Below are 25,466 nucleotides of genomic sequence, written 5' to 3'. Positions count from 1 at the left end.
TTTTAACCAGAGGTAATTATCAATTATCCATTATCAATTATCAATTAATGAACAAAGCTACAAAGAAGACATTTCATAAGTATAGAAACTATTTAGGACAAACTTTTTTATTCTACCATTCCTAAGCTTGCTTGACGCACTAGCAAAAATTAATTTTTTTATCATTATTATTACAATTTATTGATTTTGCGGAGATGCCTAATACTTGGACTTTCAGAAAAAAATGAAGTAAACTAGGGTGAAGAGCAAAAAAATTAGACTCAACGACGAACAAATCGAGCTAATGATTAAGACAAAAACAATTAAAATCGCTAATTATCAAACCCATGAACTCATCCACGAAAGCGAACGTACCCTAGTCTATCGCGGTAGAAATATCGAAAGTGGGGAACCCATCATTGTCAAATTGATGGGTCACGAATATCCGTCCTTTAACGAATTAGTGCAGTTTAGAAATCAATACGCCATTGCCAAAAATCTAGACATTCCCGGTATTGTTAAACCATACTCGCTCTTACGTTATAAGAACGGCTATGCTCTAATCATGGAAGATATAGGAGCCATTTCCCTCGCAGAATATCAGCAGCAATTGTCTGTATCCTTTGAACAGTTTTGGGAAATTTCTCTGCAAATAACAGAAATTCTGCACCATCTGCATCAAAATCAAATAATTCATAAAGATATCAAACCAGCAAATATATTAATAAATCCAGAAACAAAAGAAGTAAAATTAATAGATTTTAGTATCTCATCGTTACTGCCGAAAGAACGAACAAGTTTGCAAACCCCCAATGTCTTAGAAGGAACTCTAGCTTATCTTTCTCCCGAACAAACTGGAAGGATGAATCGAGGCATAGACTATCGCAGCGATTTTTATTCCTTGGGGGTAACCTTTTACGAACTATTGACAGGAAAACTCCCCTTTGAAAGTGAAGATCCCCTAGAACTGGTCCATGCACACATGGCAAAAATACCTCGGACAATTCCTGAAGCCCTAGTTCCAACTCCCTTAGCAAATATCGTTGTGAAATTGATGGCGAAGAATGCCGAGGAAAGATATCAAAGTACTTTAGGGCTAAAATATGACCTGGAAAAATGTAGGGTTGAATATCTTGAAACTGGAAAAATTGAACCTTTTGGTTTAGGAGAACGGGACCTGTGCGATCGCTTCCTGCTCCCAGAGAAACTCTATGGACGCGAAATAGAAGTACAAACCCTCCTGAATGCCTTTGAAAGAGTAGCAGCAGGACAAACAGAAATGATGCTAGTAGCTGGATTTTCTGGCATAGGTAAAACTGCCGTAGTTAACGAAGTACACAAACCCATCACCAGACAAAAAGGGTACTTTGTCAAAGGCAAATTCGATCAATTTAATCGCAATATTCCCTTCTCTGCCTTTGTCATAGCTTTCCGAGACTTGATGGAGCAATTACTGGGAGAATCTGATGCCGAATTGCAACAGTGGAAAAGCAAAATCCTGGAAGCTGTTGGTACTAACGGACAAGTTATGATCGATGTCATTCCCGAACTCCAAAGCATTATTGGAGAACAGCCCCCTATCCCACAACTCTCAGGCAGTGCAGCCCAAAACCGCTTTAACCTTCTATTTGAGAAATTTATCGCCGTCTTCACAACAATTGAGCATCCCTTAACCCTATTTCTAGATGACTTGCAATGGGCAGACTCAGCATCGTTAAGCTTATTGAAAGTGCTGAGGGGAGACAGTCGGACTGGATATTTGCTGCTGTTAGGGGCATATAGAGATAACGAAGTTTTCCCAGCTCATCCGTTGATGTTAACTTTAGGAGAATTAGAGAAACAAAACGCGACCATTTCCACGATTACTTTAGCCCCCTTGTCTATGGCTCATATCAATCAATTGGTAGCCGAAACCCTGAGTTGTTCGCTCGAATTAGCCACTCCCTTAACTGATTTAGTCTATCAAAAGACGAAAGGCAATCCCTTCTTTACCACTCAATTTTTAAAAGGATTGCATCAAGATGGGTTGATTGCATTTAATCAAAATTTGGGATATTGGGAATGCGATTTGGTGAAGGTGCGAAATGCAGCCCTCACGGATGATGTGGTGAAATTTATGGCCGGACGGTTAGATAAGTTGCCGGAAGAAACTCAAAAAGTGATGAAATTAGCCGCCTGTATTGGGAATCAATTTGATTTAGAGACTTTAGCCATTATCTGCGAAACCCCATCGGAGGAAGTCGCCGCCACTCTGTGGAGCGCTCTGCGAGAACGGCTGATTTTACCTCAGAGCGAAGCCTATAAGTTTTTCCAAGGATGGGAAAAAGGCGAAGAGAAAGCAGAAGGGATCGGAGTGGGTTATCGCTTCCTGCACGATCGTGTTCAACAAGCCGCCTATTCTTTGATTCCCGATGAGCAAAAGCCTCATACTCACTATCGAATGGGACGACTATTGCTAGAACATATTTCTGAGGACGAACAAGAACAATATATTTTCGATATTGTCAGTCATTTGAATATGGGACACCAGCTCATTATCGAGAAAGTAGAACTGGAAGAACTGGCACGCCTGAATTTAGTGGCAGGAGAAAAGGCTCTGTCTTCCACTGCTTATGATGCTGCAATTGAGTATTTAGAGATTGGCATTGAGCTGTTAGGTAGTCAGGCATGGCGCGAATGCTACGACTTAATGCTGGAATTGCATAAGGCGCTAGGTTCGGCACAGTTGAGTAGTGTCCAGCACGATCGCTTAGAGTCCACCATTACAGAAATTTTGCCTCACATTACATCACCAGTGGATAAGGCTGACTTTTATGTTCTACAAATCTGCTCATATAGCATTCAGGGACTGTATACCGAGGCTATTCAAATTGGACTATTCGGTCTAAAAGAACTAGGAACTGAAATTGATCGAGACAAATTAGATGAATTAATCCAATCAGAAAAAGTGGCGATCAACACCATATTAGGAGATGGCAATATCTATGAATTATTGGATATAGACACTACAGTTACTCGAGAAGTAAAGGCAGAGATAAAGCTAGCAATTTCATTAGATCCACCAACTTACATTATTGGAGATATCAATCTTTATAGCGTTGTTTCACTCAGGGCAGTGTACCTTTCCATCAAGCATGGTAATATTCCAGAATCAGTTAAGGCTTATACCAATTATGGTGTCCTTTTAGGACTCATGGAGCAAAAATATAGACGAGGCTATGAGTTTGCAGACATGGCTGTTCAGCTAGCTCAAAAACTCAATAGCAAATCCCAAGAATGTCAAGCTGGTTTATTACTGGGTTATTGGATTCACATCTGGACAAGACATATCAATGACGCAGCAAATGTAAATTACCGTAGCTTTATCGCAGGAATGGATTCTGGGGAGATTCAATTTGCAGCGTATAACCTTTTCGCTAGTGTCCTCAATCGATTGTTTCAAGGGGAAAACTTGCTCGATATTGGCGAGGATATCAGCAAGTATTGGCTCGTTTCGGACAAACTCAAAGATGACTCGCTCCGAATTTCTCTGGCTGGCTCACATATTTTTATTAGTCACTTATCACTCACTCAGAAAGCGGAAAAGCAAAACACGTTAATCTCAAATCCTGAAAAAATCATTCATGATGGAGAAGTTGCAAACTCATGGATGACAGTAAGTGCATACTATATTTTGCGAATGCATTTAGCTTGTTTGATGGAGCGGTTTAATGAAGGTCTTGATTACACACAAAAAGCCAAAGCTGTTTTGAATGGAACCATCGGCTCTACAACTTATAGTTGTTACTTCTACTATATGTCTCTGATTTTGCTCAATATTCACTCAGATCGATCTTCGGAAGAGCAAAGCGAGGCTTGGGAGCAAATTAATTCTAACCAAGAACAGTTGAAAGTCTGGATCGAAAGCTGTCCAGAGAATTTTCTCCATAAATATCTGCTAGTTGAGGCAGAACAGTATCGGTGTTTGGGGCAAAAGGTAGAGGCGATTGAAACCTATGACCTTGCTATCTCTGAAGCCAAAGAAAATGGATTTATCCAAGAAGAAGCCCTCGCCAACGAACTGGCTGCTAAATTTTATCTCAACTGGGGCAAAGAAACTATTGCCGAGGCTTATCTGCAAAAAGCTTACTACTGCTATGCTCAATGGGGAGCCAAAGCCAAAACCGACGATCTGGAAAAACGCTATCCTCAACTCCTATGTCCTATTCTCCAACGGCAACAATTGGGTGGAACTGCTAACAGTAAGATAACCACTATCACCAAAGGAACGGTTTCCCAAACGAATACTCCTACCGGAGAATTATTAGATTTAGCCACGCTTATGAAAGCATCTCGCACCCTTTCCCAAGAAATATACTTCAAGGACGCCATTGCCAACTTTATGGAAGTTATTCAAGAAAACGCTGGAGCCGAAACTGTTGCCCTCATGCTCTTTCAAGAAAATACTCTCATGCTGAGAGCCCACGCGACAAAAGAGGAAATGTCTGTAATTAGGATTGCAGTTGATACAAGTAACAATGTTCCCCTAACCCTTGTTAATAAAGTCAAAAACACGCGAGCGCACCTTGTCCTAGATAATGCCAAAGAAGACAACGACTATAACCGAGATGACTACATTCAAAAGCATCAACCACACTCAGTATTATGTATACCTTTAATTGACAGAGGCGAACTTATCGGCATTCTCTACTTGGAAAATAATCAAGTGAGGGGAGCATTTACCAGGGACCGTATAGAAATATTGAATTTGCTCTGTTCCCAAGCAGCCATAGCGCTGCAAAATGCCCAATTATACGACAAAGAGCAACTGGCGCGGCATGAGTTACAACAAGCCTTAACAGATTTACAACAGGCACAGTTACAATTAGTTCAAAGTGAAAAAATGGCAACTTTGGGAAACCTGGTAGCAGGAGTTGCCCACGAAATTAATAATCCTGTAGGCTTTATTGGTGGCAATGTGGATGCAGCCCAAGAACATTTGCAAGATTTGCTATCAATCCTTTCTCTGTATCAAGAAAACACTTCTCCTCCTCAAGAAATTGCTCAAGAGATTGAAGAGCTAGAACCAGATTTTATTGCCGAAGATTTCCCCAAACTGATTGCCTCAATGGAAGAGGGATGTAATATCATTCGCAATATCAGCAAATCTCTACGAACATTTTCCCGTACAGATACTGTCAGCAAAACCGAGTTCAATCTGCACGACGGGATAGAGAGCACCTTATTAATCTTGAAATACCGCTTGAAAGCAAACGAGCAAAGACCTACCATTGAAATTGTCAAAAACTATGGGGATATTCCCTTAGTCAAATGCTATCCGGGGCAACTAAATCAAGTATTTATGAATTTATTAGCAAATGGAATTGATGCAATAGATGAAAGCAATGAAGGAAAAACATTTGCCGAGATCGAAAAAGAACCAAATCAGATTACCATTGTCACAGAATTAAGCGAAGACAAAAAGAGGGTTATCGTGCAAATTGCTGACAATGGAACGGGAATGCCAGAAGAAGTCAAAGCACACATTTTCCAGCAAGGATATACCACAAAAGGAGTAGGTAAAGGAACAGGTTTAGGTATGGCGATCGCCCATCAAATAGTCACAGAAAAACACGGTGGTAAGATTAGTTGTGATTCCACAGTTGGACAAGGTACAATTTTTACGGTCGTGATTCCCAGATAAATAAAATGAGGATGGATTAATTGCATTTAATCAAAGTCTAGGATATTGGGAATGCGATTTAGTGAAAGTGCAAGATACTGCTCTCACCGATAATGTAGTGGAATTTATGGCGGGCAGGTTGCACAAGTTACCGGAAGAAACTCAAAAAGTTCTGAAACTCGCAGCTTGTATTGGCAATCAATTTGACTTAGAGACCTTAGCCATTATCTGCGAAATCCATTCAGCAGAAGTAGCTGCAGATTTGTGGAGTTCTTTGCGAGAAGGATTGGTTTTACCCCAGAGCCAAACTTACAAGTTTTTTCAAGGAAGGGAAAAAAATGAAGATAAAGCGGATAGCATTGCTGTGAGGTATCGCTTCCTCCACGATCGCGTTCAACAAGCAGCGTATTCTTTGATTCCCGATCAGGAAAAACAGACCACTCACTACCGCATTGGACAACGGCTGTTGCAAAATACTTCCCCTGAAATGCGAGAAGAACGAATTTTTGAATTGGTAGGCCAATTAAACTATGGAACGGCTTTAATTTGCGAGCAAACCGAACGAGATGAACTGGCAAAACTGAATTTAATTGCCTGTTGCAGGGCTAAAAATGCTACTGCCTATGGAGCCGGACGTGAATACGCCCGGAAAGGTTTATCTTTATTGGGTGCAAATCCTTGGCAGAAACAATATGAAACCGTCCTTGCCCTCACCGAACTGGCGGCCGAATTTGCAGCATTATGTGGGGACTGGGAAGCGATGGAAAGTCTGGTGGCCGAGGTGGTTGCCAATAGTCATTCTCTAGTGGAACAGGCGAATGTTTATCGCCTGCAAATTCAGACCCATACCTCACGCAATCAAATGGCTCAAGCCATCGCTGTTGGCTTAGAATTCTTGAAGCAGTTGGGGGTGACTTTTCCGGAGACCCCAACAGAAGCTGATATTGCCAGAGAGATTGCCACCATCCCAAAACTGATAGGCGATCGCCAAGTTGAAGACTTGCTCTATCTCCACCAAATTCAGGATGCCGAAAAAATCGCGATCGTGCAAATTGCCCAGAGCATTTTTGCCACTACTTATATTAGTAGCCCTCAGTTGCTATTCCCCCTCGTTGTTAGTTTAGCGGTATCGTTTTCAATCCAATACGGCAATATTCCTCCTTCTGGTCAGGCTTATGCTTGCTATGGTCTGATGCTTTCGGCCACGGATGTCATTACTGGGGTCCAATTTGGATATTTGGCGTTGCAATTGGCTGACAAGCTCGCAGCTAAAACTGCTAAACCAGAAGTCTTGGTGATGGCAGGTGCTTTTCTCCTCCACCGCACCTCTCCCATGAGAGAAACGTTACCGCTTTTGCAAGCTGGCTATACCAGTGCTTTAGAAGTGGGTAATCCCGAATTTGCCGGCTACAATGCCCACCATTTAAGCTCCAATTCCTTCTGGTGTGGTCGTGTTCTCGAGGCTTTAGCCGAGGAAGTCGGTACTTACTGTCGTGGTTTGCAACAAATGAATCAACTCACGACAGCCAATTACCTCCGAATATATTGGCAAACGACGTTAAATTTGCTCGGACGGGTAAACAACCCGACGTGTTTGTCTGGCGAAGCCTTGCAGGAAAAGGAAGCACTCAGCCAATGGCAAGCAGCTAATGATGTTCACGCATTATTTGTTTTTCACACGTATAAACTCATGCTCTGCTACCTATTTAGGGAGCTTGAAGTGGCGCGCACCCACATTTATGCCAGTCGCCAATATCTTTCCGGCGGCCTGGGAACGGTTAACGTTCCTGCTTTCCATTTCTACACAGCCCTAGATGCCTTGGGTAGTTTGCAGCTTGCCTCGGGGGATACAGCAGAGGTTTTTCAGGCGGTGGAAACTGACCTTGCTTCCCTACAACAGTGGGCTGATTATGCCCCGATGAATCACCAACATAAGGTAGATTTAGTCGCAGCAGAAAAATGCCGAGTATTAGAACAGAAACTAGAAGCAATCGAACTATACGACAAAGCCATTTCAGGCGCCAAAGAAAACCAATACATTCAAGAAGAAGCCCTAGCTAACGAACTTGCAGCTAAATTTTACCTGGACTGGGGCAAAGAAAAATATGCTGCCCTGCATATACAAGAAGCCTATTACTGCTATGCTCGTTGGGGAGCTAAAGCCAAAATCCAGGACTTAGAAAAACGCTATCGGCAACTGCTAACCCCCATTCTCCAGCAACCTACAATCAAATTGAGCGCCAAGAGTACCTATACCAATTTTAACACGAAGACCACCAAAATTACTGATGGAGTCGGAAAATTAGATTTAGCAGCTTTAATGAAAGCAACTCGCACTTTATCGCGAAAAATTGAAAGCGATAGCATCATCGTTAATTTAATGCAAATTATTTCAGAAAATGCGGGAGCCGAAAATGCGGCTTTAATTCTGTTTAAGGATGGCACATTAATGTTAGAAGCACAAAGTATCAACGGAGAAATCGCCCAAAAAGACCCCATGCCAGTAGAGGAAACCAACCAAGTTCCTTTAGAAATAGTCAATACAGTCAAAAACACCCAAACACTGCTGATTTTAGACGATGCTCGCCAAGAAACACGATATCAAGGAGATCCTTATATTCAAAACCATCAACCCTGTTCTCTACTGTGTTTGCCTTTGCAAGACCGAGGCAAGCTACGAGGCATTCTCTACCTAGAAAACAATCAATCCACGGGTGCTTTTGCCGAAGAGCGGGTGGAAGTTCTCTCGTTACTGTGTGCCCAAGCAGCAATTACCCTAGAAAATGCTCGCCTTTATCAAGAATCCCGTAAAGCTCTGGAACTGGAACGAGAACTACACGACTTGCAACAAACACAAATTCAATTGATTCAAAGCGAAAAAATGTTTAGTTTGGGTCAAATGGTAGCAGGAATTGCCCACGAAATCAACAATCCTGTTAGTTTTATTCATGGCAATATTACCCACGCTAACCAATATATGCAAGAAGTGCTGGAATTACTCGCCCTTTGTCAAAACCACTGTCCTCAGCTACACCATGACATTCAAATCGCAATGGAGGAGATGGATTTAGAGTTCCTACGTTCTGACTTTGAAAAAGTGTTAAAATCTATGGAAGCTGGAAGCGAGCGCATCAAAAATATCGTGACATCTCTACGAACGTTTGCACGTCTGGATGAGTCAGAATTCAAACGTGTTGATTTACATGAAGGGATTGAAAGTACCTTAACTATTTTACAAAACCGCTTGCGAAAAAAGGAAAAACGAGTAGAAATTCAAGTAGTGAAAGACTATGGAAAATTACCTTTAGTAGAATGTTATGCCGGACAATTAAACCAAGTGTTTCTGAATATACTTAATAATGCTATTGATGCTTTGGAAGAATGTAAAGCTCAAAATTCTTTAGCTATTCGCATTAGCACAGAAACGGATGGAAAACAAGTGACAATTGCGATAGCTGACAATGGAGAGGGGATGAACGAAGAAACAAAAAAGCGACTTTTCGATCCGTTTTTTACCACAAAAGAAGTAGGGAAAGGAACAGGTTTGGGGTTGGCGATCGCCCATCAAATAGTAACAGAAAAACACGGTGGTAAGATTACTTGTAATTCAACAGTTGGGAAAGGTACAACTTTTACAATTATGATTCCTAGATAAAATATTTATAGCCTTCCTGGAAACTGTAGCCAGATTCACCAAGCAAACATTCTGGGTGCATTAATGATTTAAACAAACAACTGTAAATATTTACAATAGTTGGACTGTCGGCCAAAAATGAAGTAAACTAGGGTGAGGAGCAAAAAAATTAGACTCAAGGACGAAAAAACCGAGCCAATGACTGAGACAAAAACAATTAAAATAGGAAATTATCAAACTATTGAACTGATTCACGAAAGCGATCGTACCCTAGTCTATCGCGCAATAGATATTGAGACTGAGCAACCCGTAATTGTCAAATTGATGGGTAACGAATATCCATCCTTTAACGAATTAGTACAGTTTAGAAATCAATATGCCATTGCCAAAAATCTCGACATTCCAGGTATTGTTAAACTATACTCCCTCTTGCGTTACAAAAATGGCTATGCTCTAATCATGGAAGATATAGGAGCCATTTCTCTCACCGAATATCAGCGCCAATTGTCTGTATCCGTTGCACAATTTTGGGAAATTGCTCTACGAATAACAGAAATTCTACACCATCTGCATCAAAATCAAATTATTCATAAAGATATCAAACCAGCAAATATATTAATACATCCAGAAACAAAAGAAGTAAAGTTAATAGATTTTAGTATCTCATCGTTACTACCAAAAGAACGAACAAGTTTGCAAACCCCCAATGTTTTAGAAGGAACACTGGCTTATATTTCTCCAGAACAAACTGGAAGGATGAATCGTGGGATAGACTATCGCAGCGATTTTTATTCCCTGGGAGTAACATTTTACGAACTATTGACAGAAAAACTCCCCTTTGAAAGTGAAGATCCCCTGGAAGTGATCTACGCACACATGGCCAAAACGCCTCCTTCAATTCTTGAGGCCAAAGTGCCGACCCCCTTAGCCAATATTGTTATGAAATTGATGGCGAAAAATGCGGAACAGCGGTATCAAAGTGCATTAGGGCTAAAATATGACCTGGAAAAATGTCTGATTGAATATACAGAAACCGGAAAAATCGAACCTTTTGTCTTGGGAGAGCGAGATCGTAGCGATCGCTTTATGATTCCAGAAAATCTCTATGGACGGGAAAAAGAAGTCCAAACACTGCTTGATGCTTTCGAGGGCGTGGCAGAAGGACAAATAGAAATGATGCTCGTTGCCGGATTTTCCGGTATCGGCAAAACCGCTGTGATTAATGAAGTCCACAAACCGATAGTGCGTCAGAGGGGCTACTTTATCAAAGGCAAATTCGACCAATTCAACCGCAATATTCCTTTCTCTGCCTTTGTACAAGCCTTCCGGAGCTTGATGGGGCAAATCATCAGCGAATCTGATGCCGAATTGCAAGAGTGGAAAACCAAAATCCTGGAAGCTTTTGGTAGTAACGGACAAGTTATGATCGACGTCATTCCCGAACTCGAAGGTATTATTGGCTCTCAACCCCCAGTCCCTGAACTATCTGGCAGTGCAGCCCAGAATCGTTTCAATTTACTTATGGGCAAGTTTGTACGAGTATTCACCACCCAAGACCATCCTTTGGTTATTTTTCTTGATGACTTGCAATGGGCGGACTCAGCTTCTTTGAATCTATTGCAGTTGTTGATAGGAGATACAGAAGCAGGATATCTGTTGGTATTGGGAGCCTATCGGGACAATGAAGTCTTTCCTGCTCATCCTTTAATGCTCACCCTTGATGAGATTCAAAAACAAGGAGCGAATTTCAAGACCCTAACCTTAGAGCCTTTAACTGCTTTAGATATTAACCATCTAGTTGCTGATACGCTGTTATGCGAACTGGAAGTGGCTCGACTTCTATCAGAGTTGGTCTATCAGAAGACCAGAGGCAATCCCTTTTTTTCGACTCAGTTTTTGCGAGGACTGCATGAGGAGAACTGCATCACATTTGACTTGGATGTTGGGTATTGGCAGTGCGATTTGACCCAGGTGCGACAGTTAGCCTTAACGGATGATGTGGTAGAGTTTATGGTGGGGCGGTTGCGGAAGTTGTCGCAGGGAACCCAAGAAGTTTTGAAGTTGGCAGCTTGTATTGGTAATCTTTTCAATCTGACTACCCTAGCCATTATTTGTGAGGAAAGCCAAGAGGAGGTGGCTGCAGATTTATGGTCGGCATTGCAGGAGGGTCTAGTTCTTCCTGAGAGCGAAACTTATAAATTCTTTCAGGGAGGGGGTCTTGAGGTTGAAGCCGCAATTGATATTACTGTGAACTATCGTTTTCTGCACGATCGTGTTCAACAAGCGGCTTACTTATTGATTCGTGAAGATCAAAAGTTGGCAGTTCATTACCATCTTGGCTCCCTGCTGTTGAAGAATCTATCCGAGGAAGAACAACAGAAATATATTTTCGATATCGCTAATCATCTCAATCTTAGTCGAGATCTTGTACTGCAAGAAAATCAGACTGAAAAGCTAGCCAGAATAAATCTATTGGCAGGCAAAAAGGCAATTTCATCTACAGCCTATGGATCTGCGATTGAATATTTGGAAATCGGCATTTCTCTCCTAGGGGAGGATGCTTGGAGCGATCGCTATCCCTTCATGTTTGAGCTATACTCTAATCTTTGTAGCGCTCAATTGTGCAATGTTCAATATGAACAGCTAGCCCTCACCATCGATCATGCCTTAGAGAAGATAACATCTCCTGTAGATCGCGCTCAAATTCGCGTTTTCCAAATAAACAAATATATTCTCCAAGGTAAATATCCCGAAGGTATTGAGGTGGGTTTAGTAGGACTACGGGAATTAGGAATTGATATTGATCGCAATAACATCGCTACTCTTGCAAGTGAAGAGTTTGATGCTGCTGATTCAGCTTTAGAAAATCGGCCTGTTTCTTCACTATTAGACTTGCCAACAACTGTCAAGCCAGAGATTGCAGCAATTATCAATATCTTAGCGATCGTTGAGGCTCCTATCTATACTCTCGGTGAGATTGACCTTTACACGTTTGTCTCCTTAAAAGCTGTCAACTTGTCGATTCAACATGGCAATGTGTCTAGCTCAATCAAGACTTACTGTAACTACGGACTTCTGCTAGGCGCACTCAAAAGAAAATATCAGCGGGCTTATGAAATTGTAGAATTCGCTATACAACTCAGCTATAAACTAAACAGTAAAACCCAGAGAAGTAAAGCTGGATTCATATTTGGCTTTGCGATTTGGGGCTGGATTAAACCTATTCATGGAGCTGCTGAACTTAACTACCAAAGCTACTTAGAAGGCTTGGAATCAGGAGAAAAGGTATATGCAGCTCGCAACTTGTTTTGCGGGATTATCAATCAAGTATTTGAAGGGAGAAATTTAGCTAGCTTCGCCCAAAACGTTGAAAAATATGAATTAATATCCGAAAAGCTAAAAGATAATATGCTCTCAATTCTGATCGCTGGTGCTAAGATATTTACTATGCATCTATCTCCATTAGAAGATATGCAAAAACAAACAACTGAGTTGACAAAAGCATCTGAGATAATTCGCCAAGGCGAATTGTCTCAGTCTTGGATTACCACTTGTGCTTACTATATGATGAGAATACAGCTTGGTTGTGTAACTGGTAACTTTCAAGAAGGCTTTGAATACATTCAGAAAGCAAAAATAGTTTTGAAAGCAATTACCGGGCAAATCATCTCTAGTAATTATTATTACTACAGCTCTCTAATTTTTATCAATCTATATTCAGAAATGTCTTCAGAAGCACAAAAGGAAGCTTGGGAACAGGTATGCTCGAATCAAGAACAACTGCAAGTGTGGTCAGAAAATTGCCCAGAAAATTTCTTGCATAAGTATTTTCTAGTTGAGGCAGAACGCTATCGTTTTTTTGGACAAAAAGTAGAAGCGATCGAAGCCTATGATCAGGCCATTCGAGAAGCAAAAGAAAATGGATTTATCCAAGAAGAAGCCCTTGCTAACGAACTCGCCAGTAAATTCTATCTTAACTGGGGCAAAGAAAAAATAGCGTGTATCTATATGCAAGAAGCCTATTATTGTTACGCTCAGTGGGGAGCCAAAGCTAAAATAGACGACCTCGAAAAACGTTATCCCCAACTACTTACCCCAATCCTTCAAGGGCAACAATTGGGTGAGACTGGCAACAGTAAGATAACGACTCTCACAAAAGGAACAGTTTCCACTACCAGTCATTCCACCGGAGAATTCTTGGATTTAGCCACCCTTATGAAAGCATCCCGTAGCCTTTCCCAAGAAATAAACCTCAATGGCGCTATCGCCAACTTAATGAGAGTTGTCCAAGAAAATGCTGGAGCCGAAACCGTTGCCCTTATGCTCTTTCAAGCAGATACTCTCATGCTCAGATCCCACGCTACAGGAAAGAAAATGTCTGTAATGAACATTCCTGTTGAGACAAGTAACAATATCCCCCTAACCCTTGTTAATCATGTAAAAAACACACGCAGACACCTTGTCCTAGATCATGCTACAGAAGACAACGACTATAGCCGAGATGACTACATTCAAAAGCATCAACCACAGTCTATACTGTGTATGCCTTTAATTGACAGAGGCGAACTTATCGGCATTCTCTACTTGGAAAATAATCAAGTGAGGGGAGCATTTACCAGTGATAGGATTGAAATATTGAATTTGCTCTGTTCCCAAGCTGCCATAGCGCTGCAAAATGCACAATTATATCAAAAAGAACAACAAGCCTTAACAGATTTACAACAGGCACAATTACAATTAGTTCAAAGTGAAAAAATGGCAACTTTGGGAAACCTGGTAGCGGGAGTCGCCCACGAAATTAATAATCCTGTAGGCTTTATTGGTGGCAATGTGGATGCAGCCCAAGAACATTTGCAAGATTTGCTATCAATCCTTTCTCTGTATCAAGAAAATACCTCTCCTCCTCAAGAAATTGCTGAAGAAATTGAAGAGCTGGAACCAGATTTTATTGCCGAAGATTTCCCCAAATTAATTGCATCAATGGAAGAGGGATGCAATATCATTCGCAATATCAGTAAATCTCTACGAACATTTTCCCGCACGGATACTGTCAGCAAAACCGAGTTTAATCTGCACGAGGGAATAGATAGCACCTTATTAATCTTAAAATACCGTCTGAAAGCAAACAAGCAAAGACCAGCCATTGAAATTGTCAAAAACTATGGGGATATTGTGAAAGTGAAATGCTATCCGGGACAACTAAATCAAGTGTTTATGAATTTATTAGCAAATGGAATTGATGCCATAGATGAAAGCAATCAAGGGAAAACTTTTCAAGAAATACAAAAAGAACCTAATTACATAACTATTTCAACAGAATTAGGTGAAGATAAAAAGAGCGTTATACTCCGAATTGCTGACAATGGAATGGGAATGCCAGAAGACGTAAAAGCCAGACTATTTGAGCAAGGATTTACTACCAAAGGAGTAGGGAAAGGAACAGGTTTGGGGATGGCTATTGCTCATCAAATAGTCACAGAAAAACACGGTGGTAAGATTAGTTGTGATTCCACAGTTGGGCAAGGTACAATTTTTACCCTCGTCATTCCTATATAAAATTTGGCTTGAAATTTTAGCAACAACTACCAAGTCAGTATTATGGCAACACTAATGATTCAAAAAAACAACTGTAAATATTTGTAAGAGTTTGGAGTTTCGGCAAGGAATAAAGTAAACTAGGCATAAATATCAGAAAAATTAGACTCAAGGAAAAACCCCACCAATGACTGAGACAAAAACCATAAAAATCACCAATTATCAAGCCCATGAACTCATCCACAAAAGTGAACGGACTCTAGTCTATCGGGGTCTAAATCTTGAGAGTGGGCAACAAGTTATTATCAAACTCATGGCTCAGGAATATCCGAACTTTAACGAATTAGTGCAGTTTAGAAATCAATATGCCATTGCCAAAAATCTAGACCTACACGGTATTCTCAAACCATATGCCCTCTTGCGTTACAAAAATGGCTATGCTCTAATCATGGAAGATATAGGAGCCATATCCCTAGCCGAATATCAGCGCCAATTGTCTGTATCCTTTGAACAATTTTGGGAAATTGCTCTATCTATAGCAGAAATTCTCCACGATCTCCATCAAAATCAAATTATTCATAAAGATATCAAACCAGCAAATATTTTAATTCATCCAGAAACAAAAGAAGTAAAATTAATAGATTTTAGTATATCCTCGTTACTGCCCAAAGAAACCCAAAGTTTGCAAACCCCCAATGTCTTAGAAGGAACCCTTGCCTATCTTTCTCCCGAACAAACTGGAAGGATGAATAGAGGGATAGACTATCGCAGCGATTTTTATTCTCTAGGAGTGACATTTTACGAACTATTGATAGGAAAACTCCCCTTTGAAAGTGAAGATCCCCTAGAAATAGTCCACGCACATATAGCTAAAACCCCTCCGACAATTCCTGAAGCCCAAGTACCGACACCCTTAGCTAATATAGTATTGAAATTGATGGCCAAAAACGCCGAAGAAAGGTATCAAAGTGCATTGGGGTTAAAATATGACCTGGAAAAATGTAGGGTTGAATATCTTGAAACTGGGAAAATTAAACCGTTTGTCTTGGGAGCGGAAGATAGGAGTGCTCGCTTCCTGATTCCAGAAAAACTATATGGAAGGGAAAAAGAAGTACAAACTTTGCTTGATGGCTTTGAAAGAGTAGCTTCAGGACAAACAGAAATGATGCTGGTAGCAGGATATTCCGGCATTGGGAAAACTGCTGTAGTCAATGAAGTGCATAAACCCATCACCCGACAGAAAGGGTATTTTATCAAAGGGAAATTCGACCAATTCAATCGTAATATTCCCTTTTCAGCTTTTGTGATCGCCTTCCGTAGCTTGATAGGGCAACTACTGGGAGAGTCTGATGCCCAATTGAAAAAGTGGAAAGCCAAAATCCTAGAAGCATTGGGAGAAAATGGGCAAGTTCTCATTGATGTAATTCCTGAACTCGAAAGAATTATTGGAGAACAGCCCCCCGCCCCCGAACTCTCAGGCAGTGCTGCCCAGAATCGGTTTAACCTCCTATTTGAGAAATTTATCGCCGTCTTCACAACCATTGAGCATCCTTTAACCCTATTTCTGGATGACTTGCAATGGGTGGACTCAGCATCGTTAAACTTGCTGAAAGTGCTGATGGGGGATACTGGAACAGGATATTTGCTCCTTTTGGGGGCATATAGAGATAACGAAGTTTTCCCCGCACATCCATTGATGTTAACTTTGGCAGAATTAGAAAAACAAAACACAACGACTTCAACAATTACTTTAATACCCTTATCTATTGCTCATATCAATCAATTGGTGGCCGAAACTCTCAGTTGTTCGGTAGAGTTAGCTGCTCCCTTGACAGATTTAGTATATCAAAAGACGAAAGGCAATCCTTTCTTTACCACCCAATTCTTAAAAGGATTGCATGAAGATGAGTTGATTACTTTTAATCCCAATATGGGATATTGGGAATGCGATTTAGTGAAGGTGCAAGATGCAGCTCTTACAGATGATGTGGTGGAATTTATGGCGCTAAGGTTACATAAGTTGCCTGATGAAACCCAAAAAGTGATGAAATTAGCTGCCTGCATTGGTAATCAATTTGACTTAGAGACCTTAGCCATTATCTGCGAAATCCCTTCTGAGGAAGTAGCAGCCAATTTATGGAGTGCTTTACGAGAAGGGTTGGTTTTACCTCAGAGCGAAGCCTATAAGTTTTTTCAAAGCAGGGAAAAAGACGAAGATCGAGCCGAGGGGATAAGTGTTGGCTATCGCTTCTTACACGATCGCGTCCAACAAGCTGCCTATTCTCTGATCTAAATCGAGAAAAAACAACAGACACACCTGAAAGTAGGAAGATTATTACTCCGTGCCATGAGTGCAACGGAACGAGATGAGAAAATTTTTGAGATCGTTAATCAGCTCAATCAGGGCAGCGACTTAATTTCATCAGAAACGGAACGACATGACCTAGCAAAGCTCAATCTTGCCGCAGCTCAACGCGCTAAATTAGCCACAGCTTATGTTGCCACTGTTGAATACGCAAATAAAGGTATCCAACTTCTTCCTCAAAGGGCTTGGCAGCAAAGCTATGAATTCACCTTAAATCTGTATAATTTAGGCGCTGAAGCAGCTTGCCTAGGGGGAGAGTACGAACGCATGGAGTTATTCGTAGAGGTGGTGTTGCAACAAGCCCGGGACTTACTCGATACCATGAAAGTGTATGAAGCTCGGATTTTGGCAGACGTAGCCCGGAGTCAGCAGCCCAAAGCCGTCCAAACTGCCCTTGCTGCATTGAAATTATTGGGTGTAGAGTTTCCCGATGCTCCCACGGAAGCTGATGTCGATCAAATTTTCCAAGAGACTGCAGCTCTCTTAGGCAACAAAACAGTAGAAGAATTGTTGGAACTGCCAACTATGGAAGCGGCGGAAGCAATGGCAGCACTGCGAATTTTAGCAACTGTCACCGCAGGGGTTTATCAAGCCCTTCCTATTCTCATGCCCTTCGTCGTTTGTAAGCAAGTGAGTCTTTCAATTCAATATGGCAATGCGGATGCCTCTGCGCAAGCCTATGCTTGGTATGGCGTTCTACTGTGTAGCTTTGGGGAAATCGAACTGGGAGATCGGATGGGGCAACTAGCCATGGATATTTTATCGCGCTCCCAGAGCCGAGAATTTATCACAAGCACCGTCAACATGGTATATACCTTTGTCAAACCTTGGAAACAGCCCCTCCAAGAATTGCTATTACCCCTACTGGAAGGCTACCAAAGCGGGTTAGAAACTGGTGCTTTAGAATATGCGGGTTACTGTTGTTACAACTACTGCGTACTGTCATTTTTCCTGGGCAAAAATTTAACGATATTAGAACCAGACTTTAAAACTTACAATCTAGCCTTAGTGCAACTGAAACAAGATGTTACCCACAACTATCATCGGATCTATTACCAGTCCGTCTTGAATTTACTCGGTTTCTGCGACATCCCCTGGGTTTTGCAGGGGGAAATTTATGATGAAGGGTGCATGGTGCCCTTGCATCGAAAAACTAACGATAATTATGCATTGGCAACCCTGCACGTCAGCAAATTAATACTATGTTACATCTTCTACGAGCATTCTCAAGCCGTTCGCATGGCTACAGAGGCAAAACAATATTTAGGGGGAGTCGCGGGATTTTTCATCATTTCTGTGCATCGCTTTTATGAAGCACTTAGTCATTTAGCCCTCTTGCCCACCCAACAACACCCTGCGGACGAGCTTTTACCCCAGATATTCTCAGACAACCTAACGGAACTGCAGCAATGGGCGCATCATGCCCCTACAAGTCAAATGCACCGAGTGTATTTGCTTGATGCCGAAAGGTATCGCGTCTTGGGGCAGCAACATAAAGCCATGGACTTCTACGATCGCGCCATTGCTGAAGCTAAAGTCAATCAGTTTCTCCAAGAAGAAGCCCTTGCTAACGAACTAGCAGCCAAATTCTATCTCGACTGGGAAAGAGAAAAACTTGCAGTTGCCTATATGCAAGAAGCATATTATTGTTACGCTCAATGGGGAGCAAAAGCTAAAATTGATGATCTTGAAAAACGATATCCACAACTGCTATATCCTATCCTCCATCGACAACCATTGGGTGAGAACACCAACAGTAAGATAACCACTCTTACCAGGGGAACAGTGTCCAACACCAGTACCTCTATCGGAGAACTGTTAGATTTGGCCAGCCTAATGAAAGCCTCCCGCAGCCTTTCCCAAGAAATTGACCTCAAGGGCGCGATCGCTAACTTCATGGAAGTCATTCAAGAAAACGCTGGAGCTGAAACCGTTGCCCTCATCTTATTGGAAGAAGATATTCTTCTGCTTGTTGCCCATGCAACAGGAGAGGAGATGTCTGTAATAAGTATTCCGGTTGATACAAGCAACAATGTCCCCCTAACCCTCATCAATCAAGTCAAAAATACGCGGGAACACATCGTCCTAGATAATGCCAAAGAAGACAACGACTATAACCGAGATGACTATATCCAAAAGCATCAACCACAGTCTGTGTTATGTATGCCTTTAATTGACAGAGGCCAACTCATTGGCATTCTCTACTTGGAAAATAATCAAGTGAGGGGAGCATTTACCAGGGATCGCGTAGAAATATTGAATTTGCTCTGTTCTCAAGCTGCCATAGCCCTGCAAAATGCCCAACTCTACGACAAAGAACAACTTGCACGAAACGATTTACAACAAGCATTGACAGATTTACAACAGGCACAATTGCAATTAGTACAAAGTGAAAAAATGGCAACTTTGGGAAACCTGGTAGCAGGAGTTGCCCACGAAATTAATAATCCTGTAGGCTTTATTGGTGGCAATGTGGATGCAGCCCAAGAACATTTGCAAGATTTGCTATCAATCCTTTCTCTGTATCAAGAAAATACCTCTCCTTCTCAAGAAATTGCTGAAGAGATTGAAGAACTAGAACCAGATTTTATTGCTGAAGATTTCCCCAAACTAATTGCATCAATGGCAGAGGGATGTAATATCATTCGCAATATCAGCAAATCTCTACGAACATTTTCCCGCACAGATACTGTTAGCAAAACCGAATTTAATCTCCACGATGGGATAGATAGTACCTTATTAATCTTAAAATACCGCCTCAAAGCAAACGAGCAAAGACCAGCCATTGAAATCATTAAAAAATATGGGGATATTCCAGAAGTCAAATGTTATCCAGGACAACTAAATCAAGTGTTTATGAATTTATTGGCGAATGCCATCGATGCTTTAGATGAAAGCAATGAAGGGAAAACTTTTCAACAAATAGAAAAAGACCAAAATCAGATTACCATTGAAACAGAATTAAGTGCAGACAAAAAAAGCGTTATAGTCCGAATTGCTGACAATGGAACGGGAATGCCAGAAGAAGTGAAAGCACGCATTTTCCAGCAAGGATATACCACCAAAGGAGTGGGCAAAGGAACTGGTTTAGGAATGGCGATCGCTGATCAAATAATCACAGAAAAACACGGTGGTATGATTAGTTGTGATTCGACAGTTGGGCAAGGTACAATTTTTACCATTGTGATTCCTAAATAAAATTTGGCTTGAAACTTAAGCAAGAACCACCAAGTAAGGATTCTGGTGACACTAATGATTGAAACAGACAACTGTAAATATTTATTATAATAGCTGGACTTTCGGAAAAAAAAGGAATTAAACTAGGCTTAAGAGCAAACAAAATTTTAGACTCAACAACAAATAAACCAAGCCAATGATTGAGACAAAAACAATTAAAATTGCTAATTATCAAACCCATGAACTCATTCACAAAAGCGAACGTACCCTAGTCTATCGCTGTCGAAATATCGAAAGTGGGCAACCCGTAGTAGTCAAACTAATGGGTCAGGAATATCCTTCCTTTAATGAATTAGTGCAGTTTAGAAATCAATATGCCATTGCCAAAAATCTAGACCTAAACGGTATTCTCAAACCATATGCCCTAGAGCGTTACAAGAATGGCTATGTTCTAATCATGGAAGATATTGGAGCTATCTCCCTAGCCGAATATCAGCGCCAATTCTCTGTATCCATTGAACAATTTTGGGAAATTGCTTTGCAAATAGTAGAAATTCTCCACGATCTCCATCAAAATCAAATTATTCATAAAGATATCAAACCAGCAAATATATTAATTCATCCAGAAACAAAAGAAGTAAAATTAATAGATTTTAGTATATCCTCCTTACTGCCCAAAGAAACCCAAAGCTTGCAAACTCCCAATGTATTAGAAGGAACTCTAGGTTATCTTTCTCCGGAACAAACCGGACGCATGAATAGAGGTATCGACTATCGCAGCGATTTTTATTCTCTAGGAGTGACATTTTACGAACTATTAACAGGAAAACTGCCCTTTGAAAGCGAAGATCCCTTGGAACTTGTTCACGCACACATTGCCAAAACTCCTCCTTCGATTCCTGATGTCCTAGTGCCGAAAGCCTTATCTAATATATTCTTTAAGTTGATGGCCAAAAACGCCGAAGAAAGGTATCAAAGTGCATTAGGACTAAAATATGACCTGGAAAAATGTAGGGTTGAATATCTTGAAACTGGAAAAATTGAACCTTTTGGTTTAGGAGAACGGGACCTGTGCGATCGTTTTTTAATCCCGGAAAAACTATACGGACGCGAAATAGAAGTGCAAAGGCTTCTTGATGCTTTTGAGCGCGTGGCAGAGGGACAAACAGAAATGATGCTAGTAGCAGGATTTTCTGGCATCGGAAAAACCGCCGTAGTGAATGAAGTACACAAACCAATCACCAGACAAAAGGGGTACTTTATCAAAGGTAAATTCGACCAATTCAATCGCAATATACCTTTTTCTGCCTTTGTCATCGCCTTCCGCAGTTTAATGGGGCAACTACTGGGAGAATCTGATACCCAATTGCAAAAGTGGAAACAGAAAATCCTGGAAGCGGTGGGAGAAAACGGGCAAGTTCTTATTGAAGTTATTCCCGAACTCCAACATATCATTGGACAACAGCCTCCTGTTCCTGAACTAGAAGGCACGGCTGCTCAAAATCGCTTTAACCTCTTGTTTGAGAAATTTATCGCCGTCTTTACAACAATTGAGCATCCCTTAACTCTCTTTCTCGATGACTTGCAATGGGCAGACTCAGCATCATTAAACTTGCTGAAAGTACTGATGGGAGGAACTCGGACAGGATATTTGCTACTGTTGGGAGCATATAGAGATAACGAAGTTTTTCCTGCCCATCCGTTGATGTTATGTTTAGGGGAATTAGAAAAACAACAGACGACGATTTCAACAATTACTTTAGCACCCTTGTCTGTAGATCGCGTCAATCAATTGGTGGCGGAAACCCTGAGTTGTATGGTAGAGTTAGCCACTCCCTTAACTAATTTAGTCTATCAAAAGACGAAAGGCAATCCCTTTTTTACCACTCAATTCTTAAAAGGATTGTATGAAGATGATTTGATTACTTTTAATCAAAATTTGGGATATTGGGAATGCGATTTCGTGAAGGTCCGGGATGCAGCCCTCACGGATGATGTAGTGGAATTCATGGCGGGACGCTTGCATAAATTGCCGAAAGAAACCCAAAAAGTACTGAAATTAGCTGCCTGCATTGGTAATCAATTTGACTTAGCTACCTTAGCCATTATCTGCGAAACCCTTTCCGAGGAAGTTGCCGCTAATCTGTGGAGCGCCCTGCGAGAAGGGTTAATTTTACCCCAGAGCGAAGCCTATAAGTTTTTTCAAGGATGGGAAAAAGACGAAGACAAAGCGGAGGGGATCGGAGTAAGTTATCGCTTCCTGCACGATCGTGTTCAACAAGCCGCTTATTCTCTAATTAAATCGGATCAAAAAAAATCCACACATTTCAAAATTGGACAGCAATTACTCGATAATACTCCTGAAGAAACACTAGACGAGAAAATTTTTGAGATCGTTAACCACTTAAATATTGGCATAGAATCAGCAGATAAATCCTTCGAGGGTTTTCAACTGGCTCAATTAAATTTGAGAGCAGGACAACAGGCAAAAGCAACAACGGCGTATCAAGCTGCTGTAGAATATTTGGCCGTTGCTCGGAATTTAATCCCTACATCCAGTTGGGAAGAGCGTTATGCTTTCACCCTTAAACTTTATCAAGAATCTGTTGAAGCAGCCTACCTGACCGCTGACTTTAAGCAAATGGAAAAATTCGTTGAGATTGTTCAAAATCGCGCTCGAACTCTTTTAGATGCTGTTCCAGTTTATCAAGTTAAGATGCAGGCGGGAATGGCACAAAACAAGCTATCAGAGGTATTACAAATCGGAATAGAAGTTTTACAATCCCTGGAAATCATTTTTCCCGAATCCCCGAATTCATCAGATGTTGAAGCAACAATATCGGCTATTTTATCCAAGCTTACTGGCAAAAATCCTATGAGCTTAATCCAACTTCCGTTAATGAGCGATCCGGTGAAGTTAGCATCAATGCGAATCCTCAAAAATTTAGCACCTTGTACTTATCAAGTGATGCCGATGTTGTTGCCACTGGTAGTCATCAAACAAGTTGAATTGTCTGTTGAGTATGGAAATATGGTATTATCACCATCAGTATATGCTTTTTTTGCTTTGATTCTTTGTGGGATTGTTGGCGATATAGAAACTGGCTATCAATTTGGTCAACTCGCTTTAGCATTACTCGATCGTCTAGATGCTAAAGAAGTAAAAGCTGCAACAATTTTTATTGTTAATGCAGATGTCAGACACTATCGAGAAGCAGTACAGAATACTCTAGACTCGCTACAATCTGCATATACTCTCGGACTAGAGACGGGCGATCTAGAGTTTGCGGCTTTATCGACTTATATTTACGTTTATCATGCCTATCTAATCGGTCAGCGACTTCCTGAATTAAATCAAGAACTTGAGAAATACAATCAAATTTTAAGTAAGTTAAAACAAAAAAATTCGCTGCTAGTCAATCAAATCTTGCAGCAAGCAATATTGAACTTGATGGGTGACGTTAGCGAGCCATGGCAGCTTGAAGGAGAAGTTTATAAGGAATTTGAAATGTTGCCTCTGCATCAGCAAGCTAATGATGCTACAGCAATTTATCATCTTTATTTCAACAAAATGATTCTCTGTTATTTATTAGGAGAGTTTCAGCAAGCAGTTGAGAATGCAGCGGCAGCCGAAAAGTATTTGCATGGAGTCACAGGGAACTTAGTTGTTCAGATTTTCTATTTTTACGATTCTTTGATACAACTATCCTGCTCGAAAATGTGGGTAGATTCCAAACAAGAAGATGAGCTAGAAAAGGAAATCGACAAAGTTATATCCAATCAAGAAAAAATGAAACACTGGGCAAATTATGCCCCAATGAATTTCCAACACAAATACGATCTAATTGAAGCTGAAAAATATCGGGTTTTGGGTGAAAAACTAGAAGCTATTGAGTTATACGATCGCGCAATAGCCGGAGCGGAAGAAAATAAATACATCCAAGAAGAAGCTCTCGCCAACGAACTTGCAGCCAAATTCTACCTCGACTGGGGCAAAGAAACAATAGCATGCGCCTATATGCAAAAAGCCTACTACTGCTATGCTCAATGGGGAGCAAAAGCCAAAATCAACCACCTCGAAAAATGTTATCCCCAACTGCTGTCTCCTATTATCCAACGGCAACAATTGGGTGGAACTGCTAACAGTAAGATCGCCACTCTCACTAAAGGAACGGTTTCCAGCACCAATACCTCGACTGGAGAACTGTTAGATTTAGCCAGCCTGATGAAAGCATCCCGCAGCCTTTCTCAAGAAATCGACCTCAAAGGTGCCATTGCCAACTTCATGGAAGTCATCCAAGAAAATGCTGGGGCCGAAATCGTTGCCCTCATGCTCTTTCAAGCAGATACTCTTATGCTGATAGCCCACACTACAGGAACAGAAATGTCTGTAATCAACATTCCGGTTGAGACAACTAACAATGTCCCCATAACCCTCATTAATCAAGTCAAAAACACGGGAGCGCACCTCGTCTTAGATAATGCCAAAGAAGACAACGACTATGGCCGAGATGACTACATCCAAAAGCATCAACCACAGTCGATATTATGCATACCTTTAATTGACAGAGGTCAACTCCGAGGCATTCTCTACTTGGAAAATAATCAAACGAGTGGTGCATTCACCAGCGCTCGGATCGAAATTTTGAATTTGCTCTGTTCTCAAGCTGTCATAGCCCTGCAAAATGCCCAATTATATGACAAAGAACAACTGGCGAGGCAAGATTTACAACAAGCCTTAACAGATTTACAACAAGCACAGTTGCAATTAGTTCAAAGCGAGAAAATGGCAACATTGGGAAATCTAGTAGCAGGAGTTGCCCATGAAATTAATAATCCTGTTGGTTTTATCGGAGGAAATGTCAGCTCCGCCCAAGCACATTTGCAAGATTTGCTGTCAATCCTTTCTCTGTATGAAGAAAACACTTCTCCTCCTGAAGAAATTGTCGAAGAGATTGAAGAGCTAGAACCCGATTTTATTGCCGAAGATTTCCCAAAACTAATTGCCTCAATGGCAGAGGGATGCGAACGGATTCGCCATATCAGCACATCTCTGCGCACATTTTCCCGCACAGATACTGTCAGCAAAACCGAGTTTAATCTACACGACGGAA

The 25,466-nt window shown here is 41.1% G+C and carries 6 protein-coding genes; all 6 read left to right on the top strand.

Annotation, left to right across the window (positions count from 1 at the left end):
- Positions 1-238: 238 nt before the first annotated feature.
- Positions 239-5,662: a trifunctional serine/threonine-protein kinase/ATP-binding protein/sensor histidine kinase gene (locus ACP6PL_RS11530; RefSeq protein WP_426545401.1), complete on the top strand. Its 5,424-nt coding sequence runs from the start codon at positions 239-241 to the stop codon at positions 5,660-5,662.
- Between the two features lie 61 nt (positions 5,663-5,723).
- Positions 5,724-9,296 carry a trifunctional serine/threonine-protein kinase/ATP-binding protein/sensor histidine kinase gene (locus ACP6PL_RS11525; protein WP_426545400.1) on the top strand — a complete coding sequence of 1,191 codons (3,573 nt, stop codon included), beginning with the start codon at positions 5,724-5,726 and terminating at the stop codon, positions 9,294-9,296.
- Positions 9,297-9,473: 177 nt separating this feature from the next.
- Positions 9,474-14,831, top strand: coding sequence for a trifunctional serine/threonine-protein kinase/ATP-binding protein/sensor histidine kinase (locus ACP6PL_RS11520; protein WP_426545399.1), 5,358 nt, complete (start codon positions 9,474-9,476; stop codon positions 14,829-14,831).
- A gap of 166 nt (positions 14,832-14,997) precedes the next feature.
- Positions 14,998-17,103 (top strand): ATP-binding protein, encoded by a 2,106-nt coding sequence (locus ACP6PL_RS11515; protein ID WP_426545398.1) that lies wholly within the window; start codon positions 14,998-15,000, stop codon positions 17,101-17,103.
- 54 nt (positions 17,104-17,157) lie between these two features.
- Positions 17,158-20,373, top strand: a complete 3,216-nt coding sequence (locus tag ACP6PL_RS11510; protein WP_426545397.1) for an ATP-binding protein — start codon at positions 17,158-17,160, stop codon at positions 20,371-20,373.
- A 175-nt stretch (positions 20,374-20,548) separates the two neighbouring features.
- A partial coding sequence (locus ACP6PL_RS11505; protein ID WP_426545396.1) for an AAA family ATPase occupies positions 20,549-25,466 on the top strand: 4,918 nt, incomplete at its 3' end.

It is taken from the genome of Dapis purpurea BLCC-M126, from assembly GCF_050015975.1.
Classification (GTDB): Bacteria; Cyanobacteriota; Cyanobacteriia; order Cyanobacteriales; family Microcoleaceae; genus Trichodesmium.
Note: the sequence above shows the minus strand (reverse complement) of the source record. Positions and strands in the feature narration are given on the sequence as shown.

Coding starts and splice junctions, on each gene's coding strand:
- ACP6PL_RS11520 (WP_426545399.1), top strand. CDS start 9,474: ATGACTGAGACAAAAACAATTAAAATAGGAAATTATCAAACTATTGAA.
- ACP6PL_RS11515 (WP_426545398.1), top strand. CDS start 14,998: ATGACTGAGACAAAAACCATAAAAATCACCAATTATCAAGCCCATGAA.
- ACP6PL_RS11510 (WP_426545397.1), top strand. CDS start 17,158: ATGAGTGCAACGGAACGAGATGAGAAAATTTTTGAGATCGTTAATCAG.